Source organism: Antarctobacter albus, from assembly GCF_900101505.1.
GTDB classification, from domain to species: domain Bacteria; phylum Pseudomonadota; class Alphaproteobacteria; order Rhodobacterales; family Rhodobacteraceae; genus Antarctobacter; species Antarctobacter albus.
This window is the reverse complement of sequence record NZ_FMZI01000003.1, coordinates 389,006-411,013: the sequence shown is the minus strand read 5'-3', so window position 1 is coordinate 411,013 and position 22,008 is coordinate 389,006. Positions and strand designations below refer to the sequence as shown.

Here is a 22,008-nt window from a genome sequence, read left to right as displayed (position 1 = left end):
AAACAGACGATTGCCCCGTGGACAGGCCATGCCCTTGCGGCAATCTGGCGTCATGCGACAGATCAATACGCTGCGCGCGCGCAGATGCCGCGCGCCGTCAGCTTTCCATCACTCTCAATTCGCCGTCCAGCCAGGGCAGCTGCGCCAGCGCGGGGGCAATGACCATGTCGCCCACCAGCATCCGCATGGTGCGCGCCACGTCGCGCGGAACCCGGTCCGCCCAGTCCGTTCCGGCAAAAAGGGAAATGGTGCGCGAGAAGGGTTTGAAGGGTACGGGATGCGCCTCCATCTGTTCGTGGTAACGCCCGGCGCGCATGTATCCCAACGGCGTGGTGATCGCCCAGCCCATGCCACGCGCCACCAGCGTCATCAGGGAGAGGTGCGCCCCGATCTCGAATCTCTCCGCGAACTCCAGCTTCTGCCGCGCCAGGTGGGCCTCGATCTGGCGCCCGATCAGCTGCGCGCGATCGTAGCGCAGGATCGGCAGCGCCTGCATCATCGCCTCTACTCCGCCCGCCGCCTCGACTGCCCCACGGGCACAAACAAGGATGTAAGGGTCTCGCACCAAAGGGTATTCGACGATCCCCTCCATCACCTCGCCGCTGCTGGCAGCGATGGCAAGATGCAGGCGGCGCGCCTTGATCTCTTCGGAAATCTCGTGGCTGGGCGCGGTGATCAGCTTGAACCGGCAGCGCGTCATGCTCTCGGCCAGGATGGTGACAAGACGCGGCGTCAGGTCATTGTCGAAATCGTCGATCACCCCCAGGCTCAGCGTGCTGAGATGGGTGAGGTCCATCACCGTCAGTTCGTTCTGCGCCAGCCGCAACTGCCGCAGCACCGCCTGGGTCCGCCCCAGAAAGGACCGGCCCGCCGGGGTCAGCCGCATCGGCCGGCGCCCGTGATCCACAAGGTCCACCCCCAGTGCGCCCTCGAGGTTGCGCATCTGCTGGCTGACCGCCGGCTGGCTGAGTCCCGTCACCTCGGCCGCCCTGGCGACCGAGCCAGTTTCCGCCAGCGCCTCGAAGACCTCGAGCCCGCGCAACGTCACGCCTTTCATCAACATCGCAGAATCTCCGAGGCCACAGTTTCCGTTTTTGTGAACCTGTCCGCTTACGTCAAGGAAAACGCATGTCCCGCCTGATCAAATCCGCCCCCGGCCTGCCCCCCGCCTCGATCGCGGAAATTTCCGACACCGTGCAGGTCATGCTGGCCCGCCTCAAGAGCGGCGGCGAAAAGGTCGCGCGTGACTATGCCGAGCGCCTCGACAGCTGGACCGGAGAGATCACCGTATCACCCGATGAGCTGCATCACGCCGCACGCCAGGTGCCAGATGCATTGAAACAGGCGCTGGCCTATGCTCACGACAACATCCGCCGTTTTGCCGAAGCACAGCGCGCATCGGTCCGGGATTTCGAGATCGAACTGCATCCGGGCCTGACCACCGGACAGAAAAGCCTGCCCGTCGCGGCGGCCGGTTGCTACGTCCCCGGCGGACGTTACGCGCATATCGCCTCGGCGCTGATGACCATTGCCACCGCCCGCGCCGCGGGTGTGCCCCATGTCACGGCCTGCGCCCCGCCACGCCGTGACGTGGATGGAACCGCATTGGGGATCGACCCGGCGACGCTCTATGCCATGCAGCTTGCCGGGGCCGACACGATCCTGACCCTGGGCGGCGTGCAAGGGATCGCCGCGATGGCCTACGGCCTGTTCGGAACACCACCCGCCGACGTCCTGGCCGGCCCCGGCAACGCCTATGTCGCCGAAGCCAAGCGCCAGCTTTTCGGCCCCGTGGGCATCGACATGTTCGCCGGACCGACCGACGTGCTGATCCTGGCGGATGCCACGGCCGATCCGGAGTTGGTTGCGCTGGACCTGGCCGGGCAGGCCGAACACGGGCCAACCTCGCCCTGCTGGCTGGTGACGGATCACGAACCACTGGCCACTTGTGTTGCGGAGATCATGCCGCGCGCCTGCGCCCGGCTTGGCGGCGACAATGCGCGCGCCGCCCTTGAGGCCTGGGAGGCGATGGGCGAAATCACCCTCTGCGCCAGCCGCGAGGAGATGGCGGCAGAGTCCGACCGCCATGCCCCCGAACACCTGCATGTCCAATGTGCCGACCTTTCCTGGTGGCAGTCACGCCTGTCCAGCTACGGCTCGCTGTTTCTGGGCGCCGAGACCACCGTCGCCTTTGGCGACAAGGCCTCTGGCCCCAACCACGTTCTGCCCACCGGAGGCGCCGCTCGCTACACTGGCGGATTGTCGGTGCACAAGTTCCTGAAAACCGTCACCTGGCAACAGGCCCGAGGCGAGGCCCTGCCCGCCCTGGCCCATGCCACGTCTGTCATCTCGCGGGCCGAAGGCATGACCGGACACGCCTTGACGGCAGAGGCCCGCCTCGCAAACCTGTCCCCACGCGCCTGCGCCGCAAACGAAAGTTGAAAGATGAACCTCGCCAAGTTTCCCCGTGTCCGCCTTGCCCACCTGCCCACGCCGCTGGAACCGCTGCCGCGCCTGACCGAATTTCTCGGCGGCCCCGAAATCTGGATCAAGCGCGACGACTGCACCGGCCTGTCGACCGGCGGCAACAAGACCCGCAAGCTGGAGTTCCTGATGGCCGAGGCGCTTGAGCAGCGCGCCGATGTTGTCCTGACCCAGGGCGCAACCCAGTCAAACCACGCTCGCCAGACAGCGGCGGCGTCGGCGAAGCTGGGCATGGAATGCCATATCCTGCTGGAGGACCGTACCGGCTACAATCACGAGAACTATCGCTACAACGGCAACGTCCTGCTGGACGTGCTGCACGGCGCCTCGATCGAACATCGCGGGCCGGACCTGGACATGAATGCCGAAATGGAGGCCGTGGCCGAGACCATGCGCGAGCATGGCAAGCGCGCTTACACGATCCCGGGCGGCGGATCGAACGCGACGGGCGCACTTGGCTACGTCAACTGTGCGCTGGAGATGCTGAACCAGTTCGTCGAGACCGGGCTGCGCGTCGATCACATCGTTCACGCCACCGGCTCTGCCGGGACACAGGCCGGGCTGATCACCGGGCTCAGCGCGATGAACGCCGGTATCCCGCTGCTGGGGATCGGGGTCCGCGCACCCAAGGCAAAACAAGAAGAAAACGTCTTTAACCTGGCCGTGAAGACAGCCGAGAAGCTGGGGTGTCCGGGGGTGGTCGCCCGCGAGGACGTGGTGGCCAATACCGATTACGTCGGCGACGGTTACGGCATCCCGGCGGAAAGCACCCTTGAGGCCATCGACCTCTTTGCCCGACACGAGGCGATCCTTCTGGACCCGGTCTATTCGGCCAAGGGCGCGGCCGGGCTGATCGACCTGATCCGCCAGGGCCATTTCAAGAGCAATGAGCGCGTCGTCTTCCTGCACACCGGCGGCGCCATAGGGCTGACCGGCTACACGCATGCCTTCGACGTGAAATCCCGCGCATGAGGCCGGTCGGCATTCTTGGCGGGATGGGGCCGCAGGCCACCATCCTGCTGATGCAGAAACTGCTGGACGTGGTGCCTGCGCAGGATGACGCCGACCACGTGCCGGTGATCGTGCATCAAAACCCGGGCGTCCCCTCGCGCATCGCCGCCCTGATCGAGGGCACGGGCCCCTCGCCCCTGCCGGTCCTGCAAGGCATGGCCCGCGACCTGGCCGCTGCAGGCGCCACCGCGTTGGCCATGCCCTGCAACACCGCGCATCACTACGCCGCCGGTATCCGCGCGGCCACCGATCTGCCATTTCTCGACATGCTGGCCGCCACCGCGCAGTCGCTCGAGGGAAAGGGGCGCATCGGTATCCTGGCCTCTCCGGCAACACGGTTGACCGGCATATTCGACACCTATCTGGATGCGCCCTTCACCGCGCCGCCGGACGACGCGCCCCTGCTTGGGATGATCCGCGCGATCAAGGCCGGCGCGACGCCCGAACAAATCCTGCCCGCGCTGACCGAAGAGGCCAGGCGCCTGCAGGAGCGCACCGATCACATCCTGATCGCCTGCACCGAACTGTCGCTGGCCGCCCCGTTGTTGCCACGGGACATCGCCTGGACGGACAGCCTCGACTGCCTCGTGGGGCGGATCCTCGGCCATGCGCAGTCCGGCTGACGATCCGGATTACTGTCCGCGGCAAACCTGTTCGGCGCGGGCGGCGAAGGCCTTGTATTTCTGCCAGAAGGCCTCGTGCCTCGGGTTGTCCGATTGGCGGATTTCCTGTGCGCGGTGCGGGTCTGAAAAGAACGAGACCGCCATTCTCTGATCCGAGACCGAAAGATCCCGGTCCGCGACCCCCTGCACGCATCCGCACAACCGTCGCGTCGCCCCTTGTCGGCCCGCCGCCACGCAGGCATCGGCGATCGGCCCCGAACTGATGCGCACCTGCGGCGCTGCCCCATAGCTGCGTTTGGATGCTGTTCCGCCACCGCAGGCTGCCAGCCCAAGGCAGGCAGCCAGAATAACTGCTTGCTTCATCTCACCTGTCTCTCGTTGCCCGGACGCGGATTTTCCGTCTGCCCCGGCACTGCCCTCGGGCGCATCATGCGCGATTTGCCCGTCAGCTTCAAGAATCCACCAGCGTTCAGGGACAAACATTGCCCGCCCTTATTTGTCCCCAGAGCGTCAGGGGGCGTCTTGACGGTCAGGCCGCCATCAGACCTTCAAGACGCACCCTGACACTTTCCGGCATTAGGCGCGCCGCGCTCAGCCGCGGCAAGTCCATTTCGGTGATTCCGGTGTCCGCGCCGTATAGCTCCAAGTACTCGGCGTAATTGTCGAAACAGCTGCGCGCAACATAGTCGATATAGCTTTCCGCCTCGGCGCCTTCAGCCAGGATCAGCTCATGCGCCTCGGTTTCCACATGATAGATCGTGTAACTGTCTCCCAGGGCCTCGATCGGCTCCCAGCGAATGCTGGTGCCGTTGACCAGCGCCGAGGCATTGATCAGCAGCCCGTCGACGTGCAGCGCGTGATCGGCAGTAAGCAGAAGATCGCGCCGGGGCACCCCCCGGCCCAACGCGTCGGCACAGAGGCGGACGGGCCTCACCCTTTCGGCGGGCTGGAACCGGGGAAAGAGCGTCTGGCGACCGATCCACCTGACTTTCGTCGTTCCGGTCGCCGTACAGATCACCTGGCCGATTTCGAGATCCTGAACCGCCACGGTGCCCTCGGGCGTATCGATCCCAGTGCCTTCCAGAAAGCAGGTCGGGAAATCGCTGGTGTTCAAGTCCAAAAGGCGAAAAGTCCTGGGCTCATCGAAGTCACCCAGGTTCATGCCTTCAGGGATCCAGATATGGCTGAAGGTCCCATTGTGCGTCACCGGCAACCACATGGTGCCGCCCGCCACGAGCGGGACCTCGATGGTCCCGACAAAGGCGTTGTCAGAGCCAATCAGAATGTCCCCGACCTCGAACGTACCGTTTGCCTCGCCATCATCCAAATTGACGCCGCTGCCGGTGGATGACGAATACGTGGCCAGCCCCGCTGAACCTGAATATGACCAATACCCACCCGCGTCATACGTTGCCATTTTTCAAACCCAGATCCCGATGAACACACCTACAAAAAATTTGGCAAAAGACATCACATGTCAACCCGGGCACCGAGAATTTGACGCGGCGCCGCACGCTGGAGTTGAATGCGTGAACCATTTGTCAAAGCGCCTGTCGGGACAGGAGCTTCGCACGTTTCCGCGCCCGGATCGTTGAGAAATCTTTACAAAATGCTTCCCGACTGCAGATCAAAACGTGACCGGAACAAGCAGAAGCCCGGGATCAGCGCGTCCCGCCAAGGCCGCCGTCGCTGGCAAAGCCGCCCGCGACGGCTTTGCCCGTTCCCGAAGCCCCGGCAAACCCGTCGATCCGGGCGCTTCGATCCGTGGTCTCGCGTGCTTCCGGAGCGGCCTCGACTGCAATGGCCGTGAGGCCGGCAAGGACAAAAATGGCGAGGGCAACGATACGGGTCATCAAACTTCTCCAATCAACTGTGAGGACCCTATGGGCGCGAATTGCGGCGGCACAGTCCGGAAATCCCCCAGAGGTGCCATTCCGCCGCTGCAACCTGTTGCCATTTCTCACCATCCCCGCATCACATGAGTCGTGCAGCGTTGCCCCCGGGATGTCCGTTTGCCAAGACACCTCCGTCAAAGAAGGACCCTCGAAGATGCGGCGATTGGCTCTACTGGCCTGCCTCCTGGGCACATTCGGTCTGACGGGCTGCGACGTCGATGGCGGTGGTCTTGACCGGGCACGGCAGAACTTCGGCGTGACCAACCCCAAGCCTTCTGCCTTCCATGTCTGCGGCAGCCACAACTGCCGCAAGCGCGTCGCCGTTTCGCTGAGCCCCGCCGAATGGTCCAGTGCCAGAGCCCCTCTGCGCAGCCGCCCGCGCACCCCCGGCGCCGAGCGCCGCGCCCTGGCCGAGACCCTGCGCCGGCTGGAAGTCGTGGTGGGACGCAAGACGGGATATGACAGCGACAGGGCCGGATCGACCCTGCAAATGGGCGTCAAGGCGCAGGACTGCGTCGACGAAATGGTCAACACCGCCGTTTACCTGAAGATGCTGGACGATGCTGGCGACCTGCGCTTTCACCGCCCCGGCCAACGCGTCACGATCGGTTTCATGACGCGCGAATTCTGGACCCACACGGTCGCCTCGATCTATCAGAAGGACACCGGGCAGGAATTCATCGTCGAGACCTGGGTCGTGGATTTCGGAGAGACACCTTACATCATGGATCGCAAGGCCTGGGCGGCGAATGAGCCATTGCGGCGGGATTTCTGAAAGTCATTGACCGCGGGGACTGCCACCTATGCGCGGCAGGAAACCGAGGTCGACAAGCACCAGTGCGCAGTCGCTGCTTTGCGCCCTGTCAGCCCCACCGTGCCAAGGTCGCTCTCTCCCATCCCCACTTGACCAAACCCCTGTTCCACAGCATATCGCACGTCATGAGCACACCCCTGTCCCGCATCCGCAACTTCTCCATCGTCGCCCACATCGACCACGGGAAATCCACCCTGGCCGACCGGCTGATCCAGCTGACCGGAACCGTCGCCGAACGCGACATGAAGGCTCAGCTTCTCGATGCGATGGACATCGAGCGCGAGCGCGGCATCACCATCAAGGCCAACACCGTCCGCATCGACTACCCGGCCAAGGACGGCAACACCTATGTCCTCAATCTCATCGACACCCCCGGACACGTCGACTTTGCCTATGAGGTCTCCCGCTCCATGCGCGCGGTCGAAGGCTCGTTGCTGGTGGTCGATGCCTCTCAGGGCGTCGAGGCGCAGACGCTGGCCAATGTCTATACCGCCATCGACGCCGACCATGAGATCATCCCGGTCCTGAACAAGGTCGACCTGCCCGCCGCCGAGCCTGAGCGCGTGGCCGAGCAGATCGAGGATGTCATCGGCATCGACGCCTCGGACGCCTGCCTGATCTCGGCCAAGACCGGCATCGGCATCCCCGACGTGCTCGAGGCGATCGTCAAGCGCCTGCCCCCGCCCCACGGCGGCGATCCGGACGCGCCGCTCAAGGCGATGCTGGTGGACTCGTGGTATGACCCCTACCTCGGCGTCGTCGTCCTGATCCGGATCATGGACGGTACCCTGAAAAAGGGCGACAACATCCGCATGATGCGCACCGGCGGCAAGTACGGCGTCGACAAGCTGGGCGTCTTCCGCCCCGCCATGCAGGACGTCAAGGAACTGGGCCCAGGCGAGATCGGCTTTTTCACCGGTTCCATCAAGCAGGTGCGCGACACCAAGGTCGGCGACACCATCACCCATGACAAGAAACCCTGCGCCGAACCGCTGCCGGGCTTCAAACCCTCGATCCCGGTGGTTTTCTGTGGCCTGTTCCCGGTCGACAGCTCGGAATTCGAGGACCTGCGGGACGCGATCGAGAAACTGGCCCTGAACGACGCCAGCTTCTCCTACGAGATGGAAACCTCGGCCGCGCTTGGCTTCGGCTTCCGCTGCGGCTTCCTCGGCCTTCTGCACCTAGAGGTCATCCGCGACCGGATCGAGCGTGAATATGACATCGAACTGATCACCACCGCGCCCTCGGTCGTCTACCACGTCTTCATGCGCGATGGTGAGCGGATCGACCTGCACAACCCGGCCGACATGCCCGACCCCTCCAAGGTGGACCACATCGAGGAACCGCGCATCAAGGCGACGATCCTGGTGCCGGACGAGTTCCTGGGCGACGTGCTGAAACTCTGCCAGGACCGGCGCGGGCTGCAGCAAGACCTGACCTATGTCGGCGGGCGGGCGATGGCGGTCTACGACCTGCCCCTGAACGAGGTGGTCTTTGACTTCTACGACCGGTTGAAATCCGTGACCAAGGGCTATGCCAGCTTTGATTACGAGATCACCGATTACCGCGAGGACAACCTCGTCAAGATGCAGATCCTGGTGAACGATGAGCCGGTGGACGCGCTCTCGATGATGGTGCACCGTGACCGGGCCGAGATGCGCGGGCGCGCCATGTGCGCCAAGCTCAAGGACCTGATCCCGCGCCAGATGTTCAAGATCCCGATCCAGGCGGCCATCGGCGGCAAGGTCATCGCGCGCGAGACGCTGTCGGCGCTGCGCAAGGACGTGACGGCGAAATGCTACGGCGGCGACGCGACCCGGAAGAAGAAGCTGCTGGAAAAGCAGAAGGCCGGCAAGAAGAAGATGCGCCAGTTCGGGAAGGTGGAGATCCCGCAAGAGGCGTTTATTTCAGCGTTGAAGATGGACGAGTAATCGTCCATTTTAAGTGACGTTGGGCGAAAGTTGGTTGTGCGAAGCAGGTTCCGCGTGCCCACATGGCGGGGTGTTGCAACCCGTGCCGCTTGACGAACAGATCATCAATCTTGATCAACTGAGTACCAAATCAGTTAATATCAAGATCCCTGATCTGTCCCAACATGGCAGGACCCGTTTCCACCTCGGAACTCTTATTGAAGCATTGTACGATTACGAAACCGGTCGTTCGTTAGGGTCAGGACCCATTGATTTGGTCTGACTGGCATGATTCACGGTTCGAAAACGAGCGGTGATCATGTTGGCGGACCGCCCGACTTCGGCCTCGCGGCGGTTGATCTCGCTAAATTAGGGACTCGCGCTTAGCGGGCTGAGTCTCTACGCATCTCCCCAGTGTGCCACACCACCCGCCACTGCCGACTCCGTCCACAGCATCCCCAGGTACCTCTCGACCTATCCGAATCCCCCTTTGCCCCGGGCACGCAAACCCCTAATGTCCCGGCCTCATGCGACTGCCCCTTCGACTCGCCCTGCTTACCCTCGCCCCGCCCGGCCCACTTGCCGCGCAGGAACCGGGGGAGTGTATCGGGCATGACCTGAAAAGCCCCGATCAGCGCATTCAGCTACTGGCGCCCACGCATACCTGGACGCTCTACAATCTTGGTCCTGGACAGGTGGTGATCCATGCCAGCAGCGGGCAGAGCCTGCCCGGCCCCGCCCCCAGCAGCGAACCGCAGCCCAGCCCCTTTCGGGGAGAGACCGGCACCAGCTATGCGCTGTCGCTGGACGGGCCGGGGCTGACCATCGTTTATATCTGCCCCGGCACCTGACCCGCGCCCCCCCCTCAGGCCGAGGCGCCGCGCGCCGCGTCGGGGTGCTCTTTCAGGAAATGGTGCAGCACGCCGTAAAGCTCCCTGGCATGCGCCTTGTCCCCCCGGTGCAGCGCTTCGCGGATGTCCTCGCAGATCATCTGCTGCACCTTCGCGGCACCATGATGCTGGTGCATCATGTATTCGGCGAGGCAGGAGGCGCTGACGTCCGGCAGTCGGTCATGTTCGGCAACGGCCTCGATCTCCTCCCGTGTCAGGCAGGTCATGTCCTCGATATCGTCCAGCGTGATCATTTTTCCCCTCCCGGATCTACGCACATCAGGAGGAGGATAGGCCAGGACCACGCGGGTGACCTTGATCCGGATCAGGCCAGACGTCCGATCGGGTCAGGTTCCGTCGGTGCCCAGACCAGGATCGGTGACCTCGGGATAGTCATAGCCCGTCGCCGGATCATCCAGGATGAAGTCGAAATAATAGCCTTCATCGCCGTAGTGCTGGAACTCGTCCTCCGGTGCGGGCATCTGGTTGCGCACCAGGTCATTCTCAAGCCGGCGCAGGTAGGCGATCAACCGCGGCAGTGGCGGGCGGTTGCGCTCGATATAGCGCTTGGCCTTGCGCATCGCCTCCTGCTTCTCCCAGGTTGGGACCGCGTCGAGCGGATTGTGGAAGGACGGCCCGCGTGCCGCCCCCTGCCCCTGGGTCGAGACGACCGCGCCCGTAGGATCGGCCCATCGCGGGCCGCCCAGCCAGACCGCCGCGAACATGATCTTGGCACGGATCTCTGGCGTACCGCCGACGATCAGCCCGTCATAGAACATGACGTGCACGTCTTCCCATTTCGCGCGGTGAAACATCGGCCCCCGTTCGTTTCCGACACCGCAATAGGCGTCATGCACGGCCGCGGCATTGATGTATTCGGGCGAGGTCGGATCGCCGACGATGCTGATGAAGATCTTGGGGATCGACGCACCATCCGTCAGTGTCCGCGGCGGAGCGTTCCAGGATTTTCCATGTGCATCGACGAAGTTCAGCGGATCGGCAGTTGGGAAGAACTTGTACGGGCGCCGCGGCAGCTCAACCGGCTCGTCGAGGACCCGCAGCGGCGACTGGCTGAAACTGCAGCCCCCCTGCGGTTGGGTCAGGCAGGAAATCTCGGGCGCCTCGGCGCGGCTGCTCTGGGCGATGTAGGTTGTCGGGTCGCATCCCGCCACGGCGAGGACACAGGCCGACAGAAGGGCAAGTTTGCGCATGGTCTATCCATTGGATCAAATACGATGGCGCGAACCTACGAGAGTCGTCCATCCCGATCAAGCGGCGCCTGACCCAGATCAAGGATTTCGCATGCGGTTCCGGATATGTGTCGCGAAATCAAGCACGTCCGGAGGGTTTCATGTTTCGTCTTGCCAGTCTTCTCTATTCCCTGATTTCAACCTCCCTGGCGGGGACCTTCATCATTGTCGCGTTGGTTTCAGGGCAAGACACGCTCTACCCGATTGTCGTAGCCGCCATCGCCGGGTTCGTGGTCGCCGCGCCGGTGTCCTGGCTGGTGGCCCGTCAGCTCTACAACTGATCCAACAGACCCTCGGCGCAGCGCTCGATCAGGTCCAGCGTCCCGTCGAAGTCACGCGTGTAATAGGGATCGGGCACCTCGTCGGTGCCAAGCGACGGGGCATAGTCCGTCATCAGTCGCAGCTCTGCCCCGCCCGTTGCCGGCGCCATGACGCGCAGATCCCGAAGGTTCTGCCCGTCCATCGCAACGATCAGGTCGAAACGCGCAAAATCGCGCGCCGTGACCTGCCGCGCACGCAGAGCCGACAGGTCATATCCCCGCTGATGCGCCGCCTGTTGCATCGCCGCATAGGGTGGCTCTCCGATGTGCCAGCGCCCGGTCCCTGCGCTGTCCAGGTCCACCGCCATGCCGCGCGCCTCTGCAAGCGTCCGGATCACCGCCTCGGCAGAAGGGGAGCGGCAGATGTTGCCGAGGCAGACAAAGAGGATACGATGGGCCATGTCACGGTCCTAGCGAGCCGTGGGGAACAGGGCAAGGACCGAGGATATGACTGGGAAGATCGTCATCCTGACCGGCGCCGGGCTTTCGGCGGAGAGCGGGCTGGGTACCTTCCGCGACGAAGACGGACTCTGGGCGAAACACAAGATCGAGGACGTGGCGACCCCCGAAGGCTTTGCCCGTAACCCCTCCCTCGTCCACGATTTCTACAACGCCCGCCGCCGTCAATCCGCAGGTGCCGCGCCGAATGCCGCCCACGAAGCGCTGGCCCGCCTGCAACAGTATTGGCCTGGCGAGGTGATTCTTGTGACGCAGAACGTCGATGGGCTGCATGAAAGCGCTGGCGGCGAAGCGGTCCACATGCACGGTACGCTGGCCGGGGCGCTCTGCGCGGCCTGCGGTTTCCGCTGGGCCGCACCAGAGACGATGCTGCCCGAGGACCCCTGCCCCGCCTGTGCCGCCCCCGCGACGCGACCGGACGTGGTCTGGTTCGGAGAGATCCCCTATCACATGGACGAGATCGCAGAACATTTGCAGGACTGTGCGATATTCGCCGCTATCGGAACCTCTGGACAGGTCTATCCGGCGGCAGGTTTCGTGGTCGAAGCCGCGCTCGCCGGGGCGGAAACCGTGGAACTGAACCTGGAACGGACCGAGGTGTCACGGGCCTTTACCAGGCACTGCATGGGCAAGGCGACAGAGGTCGTGCCCCCTTGGGTGGACAGTCTGCTGGCCCGACAGGTGTAAGGCAGGCCCACAAGGCCTGCCCCATCACATCTTCAGTTGCTGGCGCCCATGCCGGCGCCGTGGCCCATACCGTGGCCCATGCCTTGCTTCGGCTGGCGTTCAAGATCGACGGGAATTTCGACGACCATGTCGCCCGCCTTTTCAAAGGTCAGCGTCACGGTAACCGTCTGACCTTGTTCCATCGGACCTTTCAGCCCCATGAACATGACGTGATCGCCACCGCGTTGCAGCATGTGCGCACCACCCGCGGGCACGGGAAAGCCTTCCTCGACTTCCATCATGCGCATGACGCCTTCGCCCATATCCTTGTGCGTGTGCAGTTCGACCCGCACGGCGATGTCGGACTTTGCGGCAATCAGCCGGTCGTCCTCCGCGCCGGTGTTCTCGATCATCATGAAGGCGGCCCCGGCTTTGGCCAGCGGTCCGGAACTGCGGGCGTAGGGGTCCTTGATGACGATTTCGGCAAAGGCAGGTGTGGCAAGGGCCAGCGCGCAGGCGCCGGCAAAGAGGGTTTTCAGGGTCATTTCAATATCCTCGGTATTCTCTGTCAGTGATGTGGTCTGTCAGTCAGAGAATACGCGGAGGTCCCCGGGCCCGGGCTTGAGCATTTGCCTGCTCGGCCAGAATCGTCTCTGGCTGCTCCCAATCCACGGTGCGCCAGGTCAGCCCCAAGGCAAGCGGGAGCGCGATGGAGCCTGTCTCTACGAAAAGAACCGTCGCCGCGTCGGGGCAGACATGGGGCGGCTCAACTGGCTGGCCCTCATCGTCCACGAGCACGGTCACGACGGTCAGGCCACGGCAGATCACGATGCTGCCCGCAGGGTCCGCCTGCCCGCGCGCATAGGCGGCTGACAGGCCCGTGAGGGCCAGCACCATCGCCAGCAAGACGCCTATGAAGGGCCGGAGTTTCAGCATCGCTTCTATGATATAGACGCCCTGTCCGGGCGCCCCAAAGCGACAAAAGGAAACAGCCCCGCGGCCGGGGCCACGGGGCTGTCTTCACTGTCCCTCAGGAAAGCTTCAGGCTTCGGCCTGTGCCTTCATGATCTCTTTTTTGACCTTCAGGGCGCGATCCGAAAGCTCGACATCTTTCGCCTTGGCCAGGAACTTGTCCAGGCCGCCACGGTGGTCGACCGAACGCAGCGCGTGCGCGGTGATGCGCAGCTTGATGCCGCGGCCCAGCGTCTCGGACTGCAGGGTCACGTCGTTCAGGTTCGGGAGATAACGCCGTTTGGTCTTGTTGTTGGCGTGGCTCACATTGTTGCCCACCATCGGGCCCTTGCCGGTCAGTTCGCAGACACGCGACATCGCTTCGTCCTCATCCACTGGTGGCAAGGCCTCTGCCCCGCCGGTCTCATCCTTGCAGCGTACCCCGGTTCAAACGAATCGAAGACCCTGCCAATATCAAAGGGCGCCGCCCGTTTTGGTTATTCGGGGGGCGCCCGGAATCTGGTCTGACGGTGCATATGCAGATGCGCGGGTTTCGTCAAGTCCCTGTTGCAAGGCTTTCGTCCCGCGGCCTGCATGGCGGCCTCATCCCATCTGCAGGTAGTCGCGCAACAGCTCCTCTGCTGCCGCCGAAGGCGTCAGCCCGCCCGCCTCGACGTCACGCGCAAGTGCCTCCATCGCCCCTTTGACCGGCTCCCGCTTCAGCCGTGCCAGCAGGCGTTCACGGACTTCGGCTTCGAACCAGAATCGCGCCTGTTCGGCGCGACGGCCCGCGAAATGCCCGGTCTCACGCCGCCAATCGGCAAGGGACTGCATCTCTTCCCAGGCCGTCACCAGGCCCGAATCCTCCAGCGCCGAAACGGTCATCGCCTTCGGAAAGCCCTCCGGGTCCTGCGGACGCTTGCGCAACAGGCGCAGTGCCCCGGCATAGTCCGCGCAGGTCCGCACGGCGGTAGACTTGAGCGCCCCGTCCGCCTTGTTGACCAGCAGGATGTCGGCCATCTCCATGATGCCGCGCTTGACCCCTTGCAACTCGTCACCACCGGCGGGCGCAAGCAGCAGCAGGAACAGGTCGGACATTTCCGCCACCATCGTCTCGGACTGGCCGACGCCCACCGTCTCGATCAGCACCACGTCGAATCCCGCCGCCTCGCAGAGGTCGATAGCCTCGCGCGTGCGCCGCGCGACCCCGCCCAGCTGCGATTGCGACGGCGAGGGGCGGATAAAGGCGTTTCGCTCGCGGCTCAGCCGCTCCATCCGTGTCTTGTCCCCCAGGATCGACCCGCCCGAACGCGCCGAACTGGGATCCACGGCCAGCACGGCGACCTTAAGCCCCTGCGCCGTCAGCATCATGCCGAAGGCCTCGATGAAGGTGGATTTGCCGACACCCGGCGTACCCGACAGGCCGACGCGCAGCGCCTCGCGGCCATGCCCCTTCAACGCTTCAAGCAAGGAAAGCGCCTGCGCGCGATGATCCGCCCGCCCGCTTTCCACCAGCGTGATGGCACGCGCCAGGGCACGCCGTTCGCCCGCCAGGATGCGGGTCTTGAGATCCTCGATATCCATGTGCCCATTTCCCGCGCCCGCGTGGAAAAGTCCAGAGCCGCGACGTCGCTGTCAGACCTCTCCCCAGGCGCCCACTTTCCAAGCGCCCCGTGGTCGCTCATAAGGCGCCCATGACCAGACTGCCCATCGAAGACGCTCTGCCTGGGCTGATCTCTGCCCTCCGTGATCGCTCCCGCGCGGTGCTGCAAGCGCCCCCCGGCGCGGGCAAGACGACGCGCGTGCCTCTGGCGATGCTTGAGGCCGGCCTGACATCCGGCAAGATCGTCATGCTGGAACCCCGCCGCCTTGCCGCGCGGGCCGCTGCACAACGGCTGGCGGAGCAACTGGGTGAGGACCCCGGCCAGACCGTCGGCTATCGCATCCGTGGCGAATCGAAGGCCTCGAAGTCAACCCGGATCGAGGTTGTGACCGAAGGCATCCTGACCCGCATGATCCAGTCCGATCCGGAGTTGACCGGCATCGGTGCGGTGCTCTTCGACGAATTCCACGAAAGATCCCTGAACGCCGACCTCGGGCTGGCGCTCTGCCTGGAAATCGCCGATGCCCTGCGCGATGACCTGATGCTTCTGGCCATGTCGGCGACGCTGGACGCGCAGCCCGTGGCCGACCTGATGCAGGCGCCCGTCGTGACCTCCGAGGGACGCAGCTTTCCGGTCGACACCCGCTGGTTACCGCACCCCCTGCCCAAGCGGCATAGATTCGACCAAGCCCTCGCCGACCTGATCCTTCAGGCCCATGACGAGACAGAGGGGGGTATCCTGGCCTTCCTTCCCGGAGAGGGCGAGATCCGCCGGACCGAGGCCCTGCTGAAATCACGCCTGCCAAAGGACACGCTTCTGCGACCGCTCTTCGGCGCGATGGATCTTGCCGCGCAGCGTGCCGCCATCCGCCCGGAACGGTCGGGTCGCAAGCTGGTTCTGGCGACCTCAATCGCCGAAACCTCGCTGACGATCGAAGACATTCGCGTGGTCGTGGACGGCGGCAAGGCCCGCCGGGCGCGCTTCGACCCCGGTTCGGGCATGTCCCGGCTGGTCACTGAACGTGTTACCCGCGCCGAGGCGACCCAGCGCGCCGGGCGCGCAGGCCGCGTCGCGCCCGGGATTGCCTACCGGCTCTGGACCAAAGGTGAGGAAGGCGGGCTAAGACCCTATCCGCCCGCGGAAATCGAGGCCGCGGACCTGGCGGGGCTGGCGCTGGAAATCGCGCTCTGGGGTGCCGATCCGGCGGAAATGCCTTTTCTTACGCCCCCACCCGAAGGGGCGTTCGCCGAAGCCCGGTCCCTGCTCAGATTCCTCGGCGCGCTGGACGACGAAAACCGGATCACCGCGCACGGCAGGATCTTATCCACATTACCACTTCACCCTCGGCTTGCACATATGATGATTCTGGGGGGGGCAAAGGCGGCAAATCTGGCCGCACTCTTATCTGATCGCGATCCGCTCACATCGGCATCCACAGACCTCGCCCTGCGGCTCGATGCGCTGCGCGATCCGCGCGGGTTTTCCGAGCGCAGACCCGAGCAGATCAATCGTGGCGCCCTGGAACGCATCCGCGCAGAGGCGAAACGCCTCTCGCAAAGCATCAGGAAGCGCGACAAACCGTCTGAAAAGGCGCAGGATTTCAGTGACGCCGAAATGGCCGCCCTGGCCTACCCCGATCGCATCGGTCTGCGCCGCAAGGGCGAGGCTGCCCGTTTCCAGCTGTCCGGCGGCAAGGGCGCGGTGATGGAGGATCACGACCCGCTGGCAGGCGAGCGACTGATCGTCGTCACCGATACGGACGGCAACCCGCGCGAGGCGCGCATTCGCCAAGCCATCGCGATCTCCCTGGCCGAGGTGCGCGCACTCTTTGCCGACCGGATCGCCTGGCACGACCTCTGCGAATGGTCGAGGCGCGACCGCCGTGTCATCGCCCGCCAGCAGGAACGGCTGGGGGCCATTGCGCTGGATGACCGCATCTGGAAGGACGCCCCGGAAGAGGCCGTGGCCCGCGCCATGCTGGACGGGGTGCGAGACCTAGGGATCACCCTGTCAGATGCCGCCCGACGGTTTACTGCCCGCGTGGCCCTCGCCCGCGAAGCCGGGCAAGACCTGCCCGACATGTCCCCCGAGGCGCTGATGGAAACGCTCGAAGACTGGCTCTTGCCCTTCCTGAGCGGCGTCCGCACCGCCGCCGACTGGAAACGCTTTGACTTGCTGCCGGCCCTGCGTGCGCGGCTGGACTGGACCCAGACTCAGGCGCTGGACGCAGGCATTCCGGCGCATTTCACCACACCGCTGGGGCGCAAGGTGCCGATCGATTATTCAGGCGAACACCCGGAAATCCAGTTGCGCCTGCAAGAGCTCTTTGGCCAGACAGTGCATCCGATGGTCGGGCGTACCCCGCTGCGGATCACCCTTCTGTCACCCGCGCAGCGTCCGGTACAGACCACGATGGACCTGCCCGGTTTCTGGTCCGGGTCCTATGCCGACGTGCGCAAGGACATGCGCGCACGCTATCCCAGACACCCCTGGCCCGAGGACCCGACACAGGCCGACCCCACGCTGCGGGCAAAACCGCGCGGAACATGACGGGCGTGGCTGGCGGGTGGGCCGCTGACGCGCGCAGGCACGGCAGCCGGGGCGCCGGCCGGCCCCGCCTTCAGGCCCCCAGGCAATAGCGCATGATGGCCTTCTGCGCGTGCAGACGGTTTTCCGCCTCGTCCCATATCACCGAGTGCGGACCGTCCATGACCTCGGATGTCACTTCCTCTTCGCGATGCGCGGGCAGGCAGTGCATGAACAGCGCATCCGGCTTGGCTGCTTCCATCAGCCTGGCGTTGACCTGGTAGGGGCGCAGCATGTTGTGGCGCCGTTCCTTGGCGCTCTGCGCGTCGTGCATCGACACCCAGGTATCGGCGACGATCAGGTCTGCGCCTTCGACCGCGCGCATCGGGTCGCGCTCGATGGTGATCGTCGCGCCCTCGTTGCGCGCCCAGCCGACGAACTCCATTTCCGGATCCAGCTGAACCGGGCCGGAAAAGGTCAGGTCGAACCCGAATTGACCGGCGGCGTGCAGGAAAGAGGCACAGACGTTGTTGCCATCACCGCACCAAACCACTTTCTTGCCCGCGATCGGGCCGCGATGCTCTTCGAAGGTCTGCACATCCGCCATGATCTGGCAGGGGTGTGTGCGGTCGGTCAGCCCGTTGATGACCGGCACGCTGGCGTATTCCGCCATCTCTTCCAACACGGATTCATCGAAGGTCCGGATCATGATCAGATCGACATAGCGCGACAGAACGCGGGCAGTGTCGGCGATGGTCTCGCCGTGGCCCAGCTGCATCTCGTTGCCCGAAAGCACCATGCTCTGCCCGCCCATCTGGCGCACACCCACGTCAAAGGAGACGCGCGTCCGGGTCGAGGGTTTCTCGAAGATCAGGGCCACCATGCGTCCGGCCAGTGGCTGGTCGTCGTCGGGGGCGGCCTTGGGCCTTCCGTTGCGGGCGGATTTCATCGACTTGGCCTGGTCGATGATCGACCGCAAGGCGGCCTTGTCGGTTTTGTGGATATCCAGGAAATGGTTCATATCATTGTTCTTCTTGCAAGCCGGGGGCGCGACGGGCGCCACCCCCGATGTCCCTTTCGGCCAAAGACCGGTTTCAGGCAGAGGCCTTGGTAACGGCAGAAGCCGCGGCGTCGAGCCGTTTCAGCGCCTCCCCGATTTCGTCCTCGGTGATGTTCAGTGGCGGCAGCAGGCGCACGATATTGTCCGCGGCCGGCACGGTGATGACCTCGGCGTCATAGCCCGCCTTGACCACGTCCAGGTTTGTCACCTTGCATTTCAAGCCCAGCATCAGACCACTGCCGCGCACGCCCTCGAAGACATCCGGATGCGCCGCAACCAGACCCTCAAGTTTTTGCCGCAGCAGCCCCGCCCGGGCGCGTACCCCGTCAAGGAATTCCGGGTCGGAAACGATGTCCATCACGGTCTTGCCCACGGCACAGCCCAGCGGGTTGCCGCCATAGGTCGAGCCGTGTGTGCCCGCGGTCATGCCGCAGGCCGCCTCTTCCTTGGCCAGCACGGCCCCCAGCGGAAAGCCTCCGCCGATGCCCTTGGCGACCATCATGATGTCCGGTTCCACCCCCGACCATTCATGCGCGAACAGCCGTCCGGTCCGGCCGACACCGCATTGCACCTCGTCTAGGATCAGCAGGATGCCTTTTTCGTCGCAAAGCGCACGCAGTCCTTTCAGGCACTGGTCGGGCAGGACGCGGATGCCGCCCTCGCCCTGCACCGGTTCGATCAGGATCGCGCCCACGGTCTCGTCGATGGCGGCGTGCAATGCGTCGTGATCGCCCCACGGCAGGGTTTTGAATCCGCCCAGCACCGGGCCGAACCCCTTGACCATCTTTTCCGACCCGGAGGCCGCGATCGCGGCAGAGGAGCGCCCGTGAAAACAGCCCTCGAAGGTCAGGATCGTGGTCTTTTCCGGCTGGCCCTTCTCGTACCAGTATTTCCGCGCCATCTTGACCGCCAGTTCGCAGGCCTCTGTGCCCGAATTGGTGAAGAACACCGTATCGGCAAAGCTGGTTTCCACCAACTTGTCGGCCAGCGCCTGCTGGTTCGGGATCTCGTAGAGGTTCGAGACATGCCAGAGCTTGCCCGCCTGGTCGGTCAGCGCCTTGACCAGGTCGGGGTTGGCATGGCCCAGCGCGTTGACGGCGATGCCACTGCCCAGGTCCAGGAATCGGCGCCCGTCTTCCTCTGTCAGCCAGCAGCCCTCGCCCTTCACGAAATGCAGGGGCGCGCGGTTGTAGGTGGGCAGAACGGAGGGGATCATGTCGCAGTCCTCGAAAGTGTGGAAGCCCGATTGGTGGCAAGGCCCGGGGGCCAAGTCAAGAAGGGCCATGTTTTGAAGGGAGAAAAGACGCAGGACGTCACGCCCTGTCAGGGCGCGGGGAACAGTGAGCTCAGGCTCGTCGGGTTCGGATCGCGTGCATCATGCTGCGCAGATAGACGGATCGCCGAAGAAAGAAAAGCGATAAAACGCAGGCACCTCAGTCCAGCCGCCGCAGGCCGGGACGCGGCGGGGCGCTGTGCGGCAGGTGGATACCGCTGGCCAGCCCCAACCAATCCAGCGCCTGAATGAGGCGAAAGCCCGGATCCGACTGCCCCGGGAGGACGCCCAGCCGAGCGGAATGCGGAAAGGCGTGGTGATTGCCGTGCCAGTTCTCGCCGAAGGTGATCGGGCCAAAACCCGGCAGGTTGTACCCCTGCACCGGCAGTCCGTCGATGGTCCAGTCCTGCTGCCCGCCCTTGTGGGCCGCGTGGCCGATGGCCCAATGTCCGGTCAGCGAGACCACGATCCGCAGCGACACCCCCCAAAGCACCCAGCCCCAGCCGCCCAGGGCAAACAGAGCCAGCGCCACGGGCAGTTGTTGCGCCCACCACAGGCGTTCCATCCAGCGATAGACCGGGTCCTGCGCAATCTCGGGTTCGATCTCGAAAACCGGCGGATGGGCGAGGCGGAATTCGCAGTGCATCTGCCACCAGGCGTCTTTCAGAGGCCCGGCGCCGTGTGACGGATGCGGTGGGCAGTTGGCCTGTCGCTGGTGCCAGTCGCGCTTGTCATGGGCACGTATCATGCCGAAAGGCCCTGCCATGCCGACGAGGACACCCAACCAGACAAGCAGGTATTCCACAGGCTTTGAGGTTTCGAAACTGCGATGGATCAACAAGCGGTGCATACCGACGGAGTGGCCGGCGCAAATGGTGATCCCCGTCAGCACCAGGAACACGGCCAGACCACTCCACGACGGGAAAGCCGTGACCGCCAGAACACCGCTTAGGGCATGTGCAAACCACCAGGCGCTTTTGCCCGGCGCCCAGTGGATACGGCCCGCGCAAGGGTCAGTGCCCGGAAGGGGCCTTACCCGCTCGCTCGCGACAACCTCGACACTCGGGGCCGGGCTTGCGCCCACGGCCGGGCCCTGCGTGGCATGGAACATGGCAACCTGCACTTTCTGATATGTGTGCCTCAGGATCGGCCCCGGCCTGTTTGCAAGGCAAGTCCGGAGTTCCGCCGGACACGCGTCGCGGTCACCGGGACCAAGGGGAAACCCCGATGCACTGCGGACGGCATTGCGCGCCACGGCCCGCGCGGCTAGCGTCATCGTCATGACAGCGCCTCTCATCGACAACCTGCAGTACTGCAACTTCTCGGAAAAGGTCTTTCGCCAGCTTCGCGCCGGCGGGGTGGACGCGATCCACGTCACCATTGCCTACCACGAGAGTTTCCGCGAGATGGTGCTGAACCTCGAACGCTGGAACCGCTGGTTCGAACGCTTCCCCGATCTCATCATGCGCGGCACCGAGGCGGCGCATGTGCGCGAGGCGCAGGAGACAGGCCGCACCGCCGTCTTCTTCGGCTTTCAGAACCCCTCGCCCATCGAGGACGACATCGGCCTCGTCGAGATTGCGCACCAGCTGGGCGTGCGCTTCATGCAACTGACCTACAACAACCAATCCCTGCTGGCGACCGGCTGCTACGAGGAAGAGGACACCGGCCTGACCCGCATGGGCCGCGCCGTGGTGGCAGAGATGAACCGCGTCGGCCTGGTCATCGACATGAGCCATTCCGCCGAACGCTCGACCCTGGAGGCGATCGACCAGTCCACCCGCCCCATCGCCATCACCCATGCCAATCCCGACTGGTGGCACCCTGCCCTGCGCAACAAGTCGGACGCGGTGCTGCGCGCGCTGACAAACTCCGGTGGAATGCTGGGGTTTTCCCTGTACCCGCATCACCTGGCGGGCGGCACGAACTGTTCGCTCACCGGGTTCTGCGAGATGGTGGCAGAGGCCGCCGACCGCTACGGGGCGGAAAACCTCGGGATGGGCAGCGACCTGTGCCAGGACCAGCCGGACAGCGTGGTCGAATGGATGCGCGTGGGCCGCTGGACCAAGGACATGGACTACGGCGAAGGCTCTGCCTCGGCGCCCGGGTTCCCGCCCATGCCGGACTGGTTCCAGGACAATCGCGACTGGGACAATATCCGCGACGGGCTGCGAGAGATCGGCTTTTCACGGGTCGAGACCGATGGCATCCTGGGCGGCAACTGGCTGCGTTTCTACGAGACGAGCTTTGGCCCCGCCTGACCCGGCCTGAA

General features: G+C 64.6%; 24 protein-coding genes. 10 read left to right on the top strand and 14 right to left on the bottom strand.

Going from position 1 to position 22,008, the window contains the following annotated elements:
- Positions 1-97: 97 nt before the first annotated feature.
- Entirely contained in the window at positions 98-1,063 is a 966-nt protein-coding gene (locus BLQ71_RS07585) for a LysR family transcriptional regulator (protein ID WP_074621253.1), read from the bottom strand.
- A 65-nt stretch (positions 1,064-1,128) separates the two neighbouring features.
- Here BLQ71_RS07585 and hisD point away from each other — a divergent pair, with 65 nt between their 5' ends.
- The 3 genes from hisD to cuyB are packed head-to-tail and all read left to right on the top strand — an operon-like array spanning position 1,129 to position 4,118.
- Entirely contained in the window at positions 1,129-2,442 is a 1,314-nt protein-coding gene (hisD, locus tag BLQ71_RS07580) for a histidinol dehydrogenase (RefSeq protein ID WP_074621252.1), read from the top strand.
- A gap of 3 nt (positions 2,443-2,445) precedes the next feature.
- The gene (gene cuyA, locus BLQ71_RS07575; protein ID WP_074621251.1) at positions 2,446-3,456 is read left to right on the top strand and encodes a D-cysteate sulfo-lyase; all 1,011 of its coding nucleotides are present in this window, start codon (positions 2,446-2,448) and stop codon (positions 3,454-3,456) included.
- On the top strand, positions 3,453-4,118 hold the full coding sequence (cuyB, locus tag BLQ71_RS07570; RefSeq protein WP_043136651.1) for a cysteate racemase: 666 nt from the start codon (positions 3,453-3,455) through the stop codon (positions 4,116-4,118). Before cuyA ends, cuyB begins: the two co-directional genes overlap by 4 nt.
- 9 nt (positions 4,119-4,127) lie before the next feature.
- Here cuyB and BLQ71_RS07565 read toward each other — a convergent pair whose 3' ends face one another.
- The 3 genes from BLQ71_RS07565 to BLQ71_RS07555 all read right to left on the bottom strand — a co-directional run bounded on the left by BLQ71_RS07565 (position 4,128) and on the right by BLQ71_RS07555 (position 5,971).
- On the bottom strand, positions 4,128-4,481 hold the full coding sequence (locus BLQ71_RS07565; protein WP_043136648.1) for a hypothetical protein: 354 nt from the start codon (positions 4,479-4,481) through the stop codon (positions 4,128-4,130).
- Positions 4,482-4,647: 166 nt separating this feature from the next.
- Complete coding sequence (locus BLQ71_RS07560; RefSeq protein WP_074621250.1) at positions 4,648-5,445, bottom strand: Hint domain-containing protein; 798 nt, start codon at positions 5,443-5,445, stop codon at positions 4,648-4,650.
- Positions 5,446-5,779: 334 nt separating this feature from the next.
- A complete protein-coding gene (locus tag BLQ71_RS07555; RefSeq protein ID WP_074621249.1) occupies positions 5,780-5,971 on the bottom strand; it encodes a hypothetical protein in 192 nt (63 codons plus the stop codon).
- Positions 5,972-6,167: 196 nt separating this feature from the next.
- Between BLQ71_RS07555 and BLQ71_RS07550 the strand changes: the two genes are divergently transcribed.
- From BLQ71_RS07550 to BLQ71_RS07540, 3 genes are all read left to right on the top strand, one after another.
- Positions 6,168-6,788, top strand: coding sequence for a hypothetical protein (locus BLQ71_RS07550; RefSeq protein WP_074621248.1), 621 nt, complete (start codon positions 6,168-6,170; stop codon positions 6,786-6,788).
- Positions 6,789-6,952: 164 nt separating this feature from the next.
- Positions 6,953-8,758, top strand: a complete 1,806-nt coding sequence (gene lepA, locus BLQ71_RS07545) for a translation elongation factor 4 (RefSeq protein ID WP_043136640.1) — start codon at positions 6,953-6,955, stop codon at positions 8,756-8,758.
- 506 nt (positions 8,759-9,264) lie between these two features.
- On the top strand, positions 9,265-9,588 hold the full coding sequence (locus tag BLQ71_RS07540; protein WP_074621247.1) for a hypothetical protein: 324 nt from the start codon (positions 9,265-9,267) through the stop codon (positions 9,586-9,588).
- Between the two features lie 14 nt (positions 9,589-9,602).
- Here the strand turns inward: BLQ71_RS07540 and BLQ71_RS07535 are convergent, their stop codons facing one another.
- A complete protein-coding gene (locus BLQ71_RS07535; protein ID WP_043136631.1) occupies positions 9,603-9,881 on the bottom strand; it encodes a hypothetical protein in 279 nt (92 codons plus the stop codon).
- Between the two features lie 93 nt (positions 9,882-9,974).
- A complete protein-coding gene (locus BLQ71_RS07530; RefSeq protein WP_074621246.1) occupies positions 9,975-10,838 on the bottom strand; it encodes a DUF1353 domain-containing protein in 864 nt (287 codons plus the stop codon).
- Positions 10,839-10,978: 140 nt separating this feature from the next.
- Between BLQ71_RS07530 and BLQ71_RS07525 the strand changes: the two genes are divergently transcribed.
- Positions 10,979-11,158, top strand: coding sequence for a hypothetical protein (locus BLQ71_RS07525; protein WP_043136629.1), 180 nt, complete (start codon positions 10,979-10,981; stop codon positions 11,156-11,158).
- On the opposite strand, the gene BLQ71_RS07520 is transcribed toward BLQ71_RS07525, so the two are convergent.
- A complete protein-coding gene (locus BLQ71_RS07520; protein ID WP_074621245.1) occupies positions 11,149-11,598 on the bottom strand; it encodes a low molecular weight protein-tyrosine-phosphatase in 450 nt (149 codons plus the stop codon). The genes BLQ71_RS07525 and BLQ71_RS07520 overlap by 10 nt on opposite strands.
- Positions 11,599-11,644: 46 nt before the next feature.
- Between BLQ71_RS07520 and BLQ71_RS07515 the strand changes: the two genes are divergently transcribed.
- Positions 11,645-12,343: an NAD-dependent deacylase gene (locus BLQ71_RS07515; RefSeq protein ID WP_074621244.1), complete on the top strand. Its 699-nt coding sequence runs from the start codon at positions 11,645-11,647 to the stop codon at positions 12,341-12,343.
- Between the two features lie 32 nt (positions 12,344-12,375).
- Here the strand turns inward: BLQ71_RS07515 and BLQ71_RS07510 are convergent, their stop codons facing one another.
- The 4 genes from BLQ71_RS07510 to meaB all read right to left on the bottom strand — a co-directional run bounded on the left by BLQ71_RS07510 (position 12,376) and on the right by meaB (position 14,857).
- On the bottom strand, positions 12,376-12,867 hold the full coding sequence (locus BLQ71_RS07510) for a copper chaperone PCu(A)C (RefSeq protein WP_074621243.1): 492 nt from the start codon (positions 12,865-12,867) through the stop codon (positions 12,376-12,378).
- Positions 12,868-12,910: 43 nt separating this feature from the next.
- Entirely contained in the window at positions 12,911-13,258 is a 348-nt protein-coding gene (locus BLQ71_RS07505) for a hypothetical protein (protein ID WP_074621242.1), read from the bottom strand.
- Between the two features lie 105 nt (positions 13,259-13,363).
- The gene (rpmB, locus tag BLQ71_RS07500) at positions 13,364-13,651 is read right to left on the bottom strand and encodes a 50S ribosomal protein L28 (RefSeq protein ID WP_043136807.1); all 288 of its coding nucleotides are present in this window, start codon (positions 13,649-13,651) and stop codon (positions 13,364-13,366) included.
- Positions 13,652-13,876: 225 nt separating this feature from the next.
- Entirely contained in the window at positions 13,877-14,857 is a 981-nt protein-coding gene (meaB, locus tag BLQ71_RS07495) for a methylmalonyl Co-A mutase-associated GTPase MeaB (protein ID WP_074621241.1), read from the bottom strand.
- 110 nt (positions 14,858-14,967) lie between these two features.
- On the opposite strand from meaB, the gene hrpB reads away from it, so the two are divergent.
- Positions 14,968-17,427 (top strand): ATP-dependent helicase HrpB, encoded by a 2,460-nt coding sequence (gene hrpB / locus BLQ71_RS07490; protein ID WP_074621240.1) that lies wholly within the window; start codon positions 14,968-14,970, stop codon positions 17,425-17,427.
- Between the two features lie 70 nt (positions 17,428-17,497).
- Here hrpB and argF read toward each other — a convergent pair whose 3' ends face one another.
- From argF to BLQ71_RS07475, 3 genes are all read right to left on the bottom strand, one after another.
- Positions 17,498-18,424: an ornithine carbamoyltransferase gene (gene argF, locus BLQ71_RS07485; RefSeq protein WP_069209905.1), complete on the bottom strand. Its 927-nt coding sequence runs from the start codon at positions 18,422-18,424 to the stop codon at positions 17,498-17,500.
- Positions 18,425-18,497: 73 nt separating this feature from the next.
- Positions 18,498-19,679 (bottom strand): aspartate aminotransferase family protein, encoded by a 1,182-nt coding sequence (locus BLQ71_RS07480; RefSeq protein ID WP_043136613.1) that lies wholly within the window; start codon positions 19,677-19,679, stop codon positions 18,498-18,500.
- 217 nt (positions 19,680-19,896) lie between these two features.
- The gene (locus BLQ71_RS07475; protein ID WP_074621239.1) at positions 19,897-20,847 is read right to left on the bottom strand and encodes an acyl-CoA desaturase; all 951 of its coding nucleotides are present in this window, start codon (positions 20,845-20,847) and stop codon (positions 19,897-19,899) included.
- A gap of 169 nt (positions 20,848-21,016) precedes the next feature.
- Here BLQ71_RS07475 and BLQ71_RS07470 point away from each other — a divergent pair, with 169 nt between their 5' ends.
- Positions 21,017-21,997: a membrane dipeptidase gene (locus tag BLQ71_RS07470; protein WP_074621290.1), complete on the top strand. Its 981-nt coding sequence runs from the start codon at positions 21,017-21,019 to the stop codon at positions 21,995-21,997.
- The last annotated feature ends 11 nt before the right edge of the window (positions 21,998-22,008 follow it).

Coding starts and splice junctions, on each gene's coding strand:
- BLQ71_RS07470 (WP_074621290.1), top strand. CDS start 21,017: ATGACAGCGCCTCTCATCGACAACCTGCAGTACTGCAACTTCTCGGAA.
- lepA (WP_043136640.1), top strand. CDS start 6,953: ATGAGCACACCCCTGTCCCGCATCCGCAACTTCTCCATCGTCGCCCAC.
- BLQ71_RS07555 (WP_074621249.1), bottom strand. CDS start 5,971: ATGACCCGTATCGTTGCCCTCGCCATTTTTGTCCTTGCCGGCCTCACG.
- hrpB (WP_074621240.1), top strand. CDS start 14,968: ATGACCAGACTGCCCATCGAAGACGCTCTGCCTGGGCTGATCTCTGCC.
- argF (WP_069209905.1), bottom strand. CDS start 18,424: ATGAACCATTTCCTGGATATCCACAAAACCGACAAGGCCGCCTTGCGG.
- BLQ71_RS07540 (WP_074621247.1), top strand. CDS start 9,265: ATGCGACTGCCCCTTCGACTCGCCCTGCTTACCCTCGCCCCGCCCGGC.
- rpmB (WP_043136807.1), bottom strand. CDS start 13,651: ATGTCGCGTGTCTGCGAACTGACCGGCAAGGGCCCGATGGTGGGCAAC.
- BLQ71_RS07475 (WP_074621239.1), bottom strand. CDS start 20,847: ATGTTCCATGCCACGCAGGGCCCGGCCGTGGGCGCAAGCCCGGCCCCG.
- meaB (WP_074621241.1), bottom strand. CDS start 14,857: ATGGATATCGAGGATCTCAAGACCCGCATCCTGGCGGGCGAACGGCGT.
- BLQ71_RS07515 (WP_074621244.1), top strand. CDS start 11,645: ATGACTGGGAAGATCGTCATCCTGACCGGCGCCGGGCTTTCGGCGGAG.
- BLQ71_RS07505 (WP_074621242.1), bottom strand. CDS start 13,258: ATGCTGAAACTCCGGCCCTTCATAGGCGTCTTGCTGGCGATGGTGCTG.
- BLQ71_RS07520 (WP_074621245.1), bottom strand. CDS start 11,598: ATGGCCCATCGTATCCTCTTTGTCTGCCTCGGCAACATCTGCCGCTCC.
- cuyB (WP_043136651.1), top strand. CDS start 3,453: ATGAGGCCGGTCGGCATTCTTGGCGGGATGGGGCCGCAGGCCACCATC.
- cuyA (WP_074621251.1), top strand. CDS start 2,446: ATGAACCTCGCCAAGTTTCCCCGTGTCCGCCTTGCCCACCTGCCCACG.
- BLQ71_RS07530 (WP_074621246.1), bottom strand. CDS start 10,838: ATGCGCAAACTTGCCCTTCTGTCGGCCTGTGTCCTCGCCGTGGCGGGA.
- BLQ71_RS07535 (WP_043136631.1), bottom strand. CDS start 9,881: ATGATCACGCTGGACGATATCGAGGACATGACCTGCCTGACACGGGAG.
- BLQ71_RS07565 (WP_043136648.1), bottom strand. CDS start 4,481: ATGAAGCAAGCAGTTATTCTGGCTGCCTGCCTTGGGCTGGCAGCCTGC.
- BLQ71_RS07585 (WP_074621253.1), bottom strand. CDS start 1,063: ATGTTGATGAAAGGCGTGACGTTGCGCGGGCTCGAGGTCTTCGAGGCG.
- BLQ71_RS07510 (WP_074621243.1), bottom strand. CDS start 12,867: ATGACCCTGAAAACCCTCTTTGCCGGCGCCTGCGCGCTGGCCCTTGCC.
- BLQ71_RS07480 (WP_043136613.1), bottom strand. CDS start 19,679: ATGATCCCCTCCGTTCTGCCCACCTACAACCGCGCGCCCCTGCATTTC.
- BLQ71_RS07525 (WP_043136629.1), top strand. CDS start 10,979: ATGTTTCGTCTTGCCAGTCTTCTCTATTCCCTGATTTCAACCTCCCTG.
- hisD (WP_074621252.1), top strand. CDS start 1,129: ATGTCCCGCCTGATCAAATCCGCCCCCGGCCTGCCCCCCGCCTCGATC.
- BLQ71_RS07550 (WP_074621248.1), top strand. CDS start 6,168: ATGCGGCGATTGGCTCTACTGGCCTGCCTCCTGGGCACATTCGGTCTG.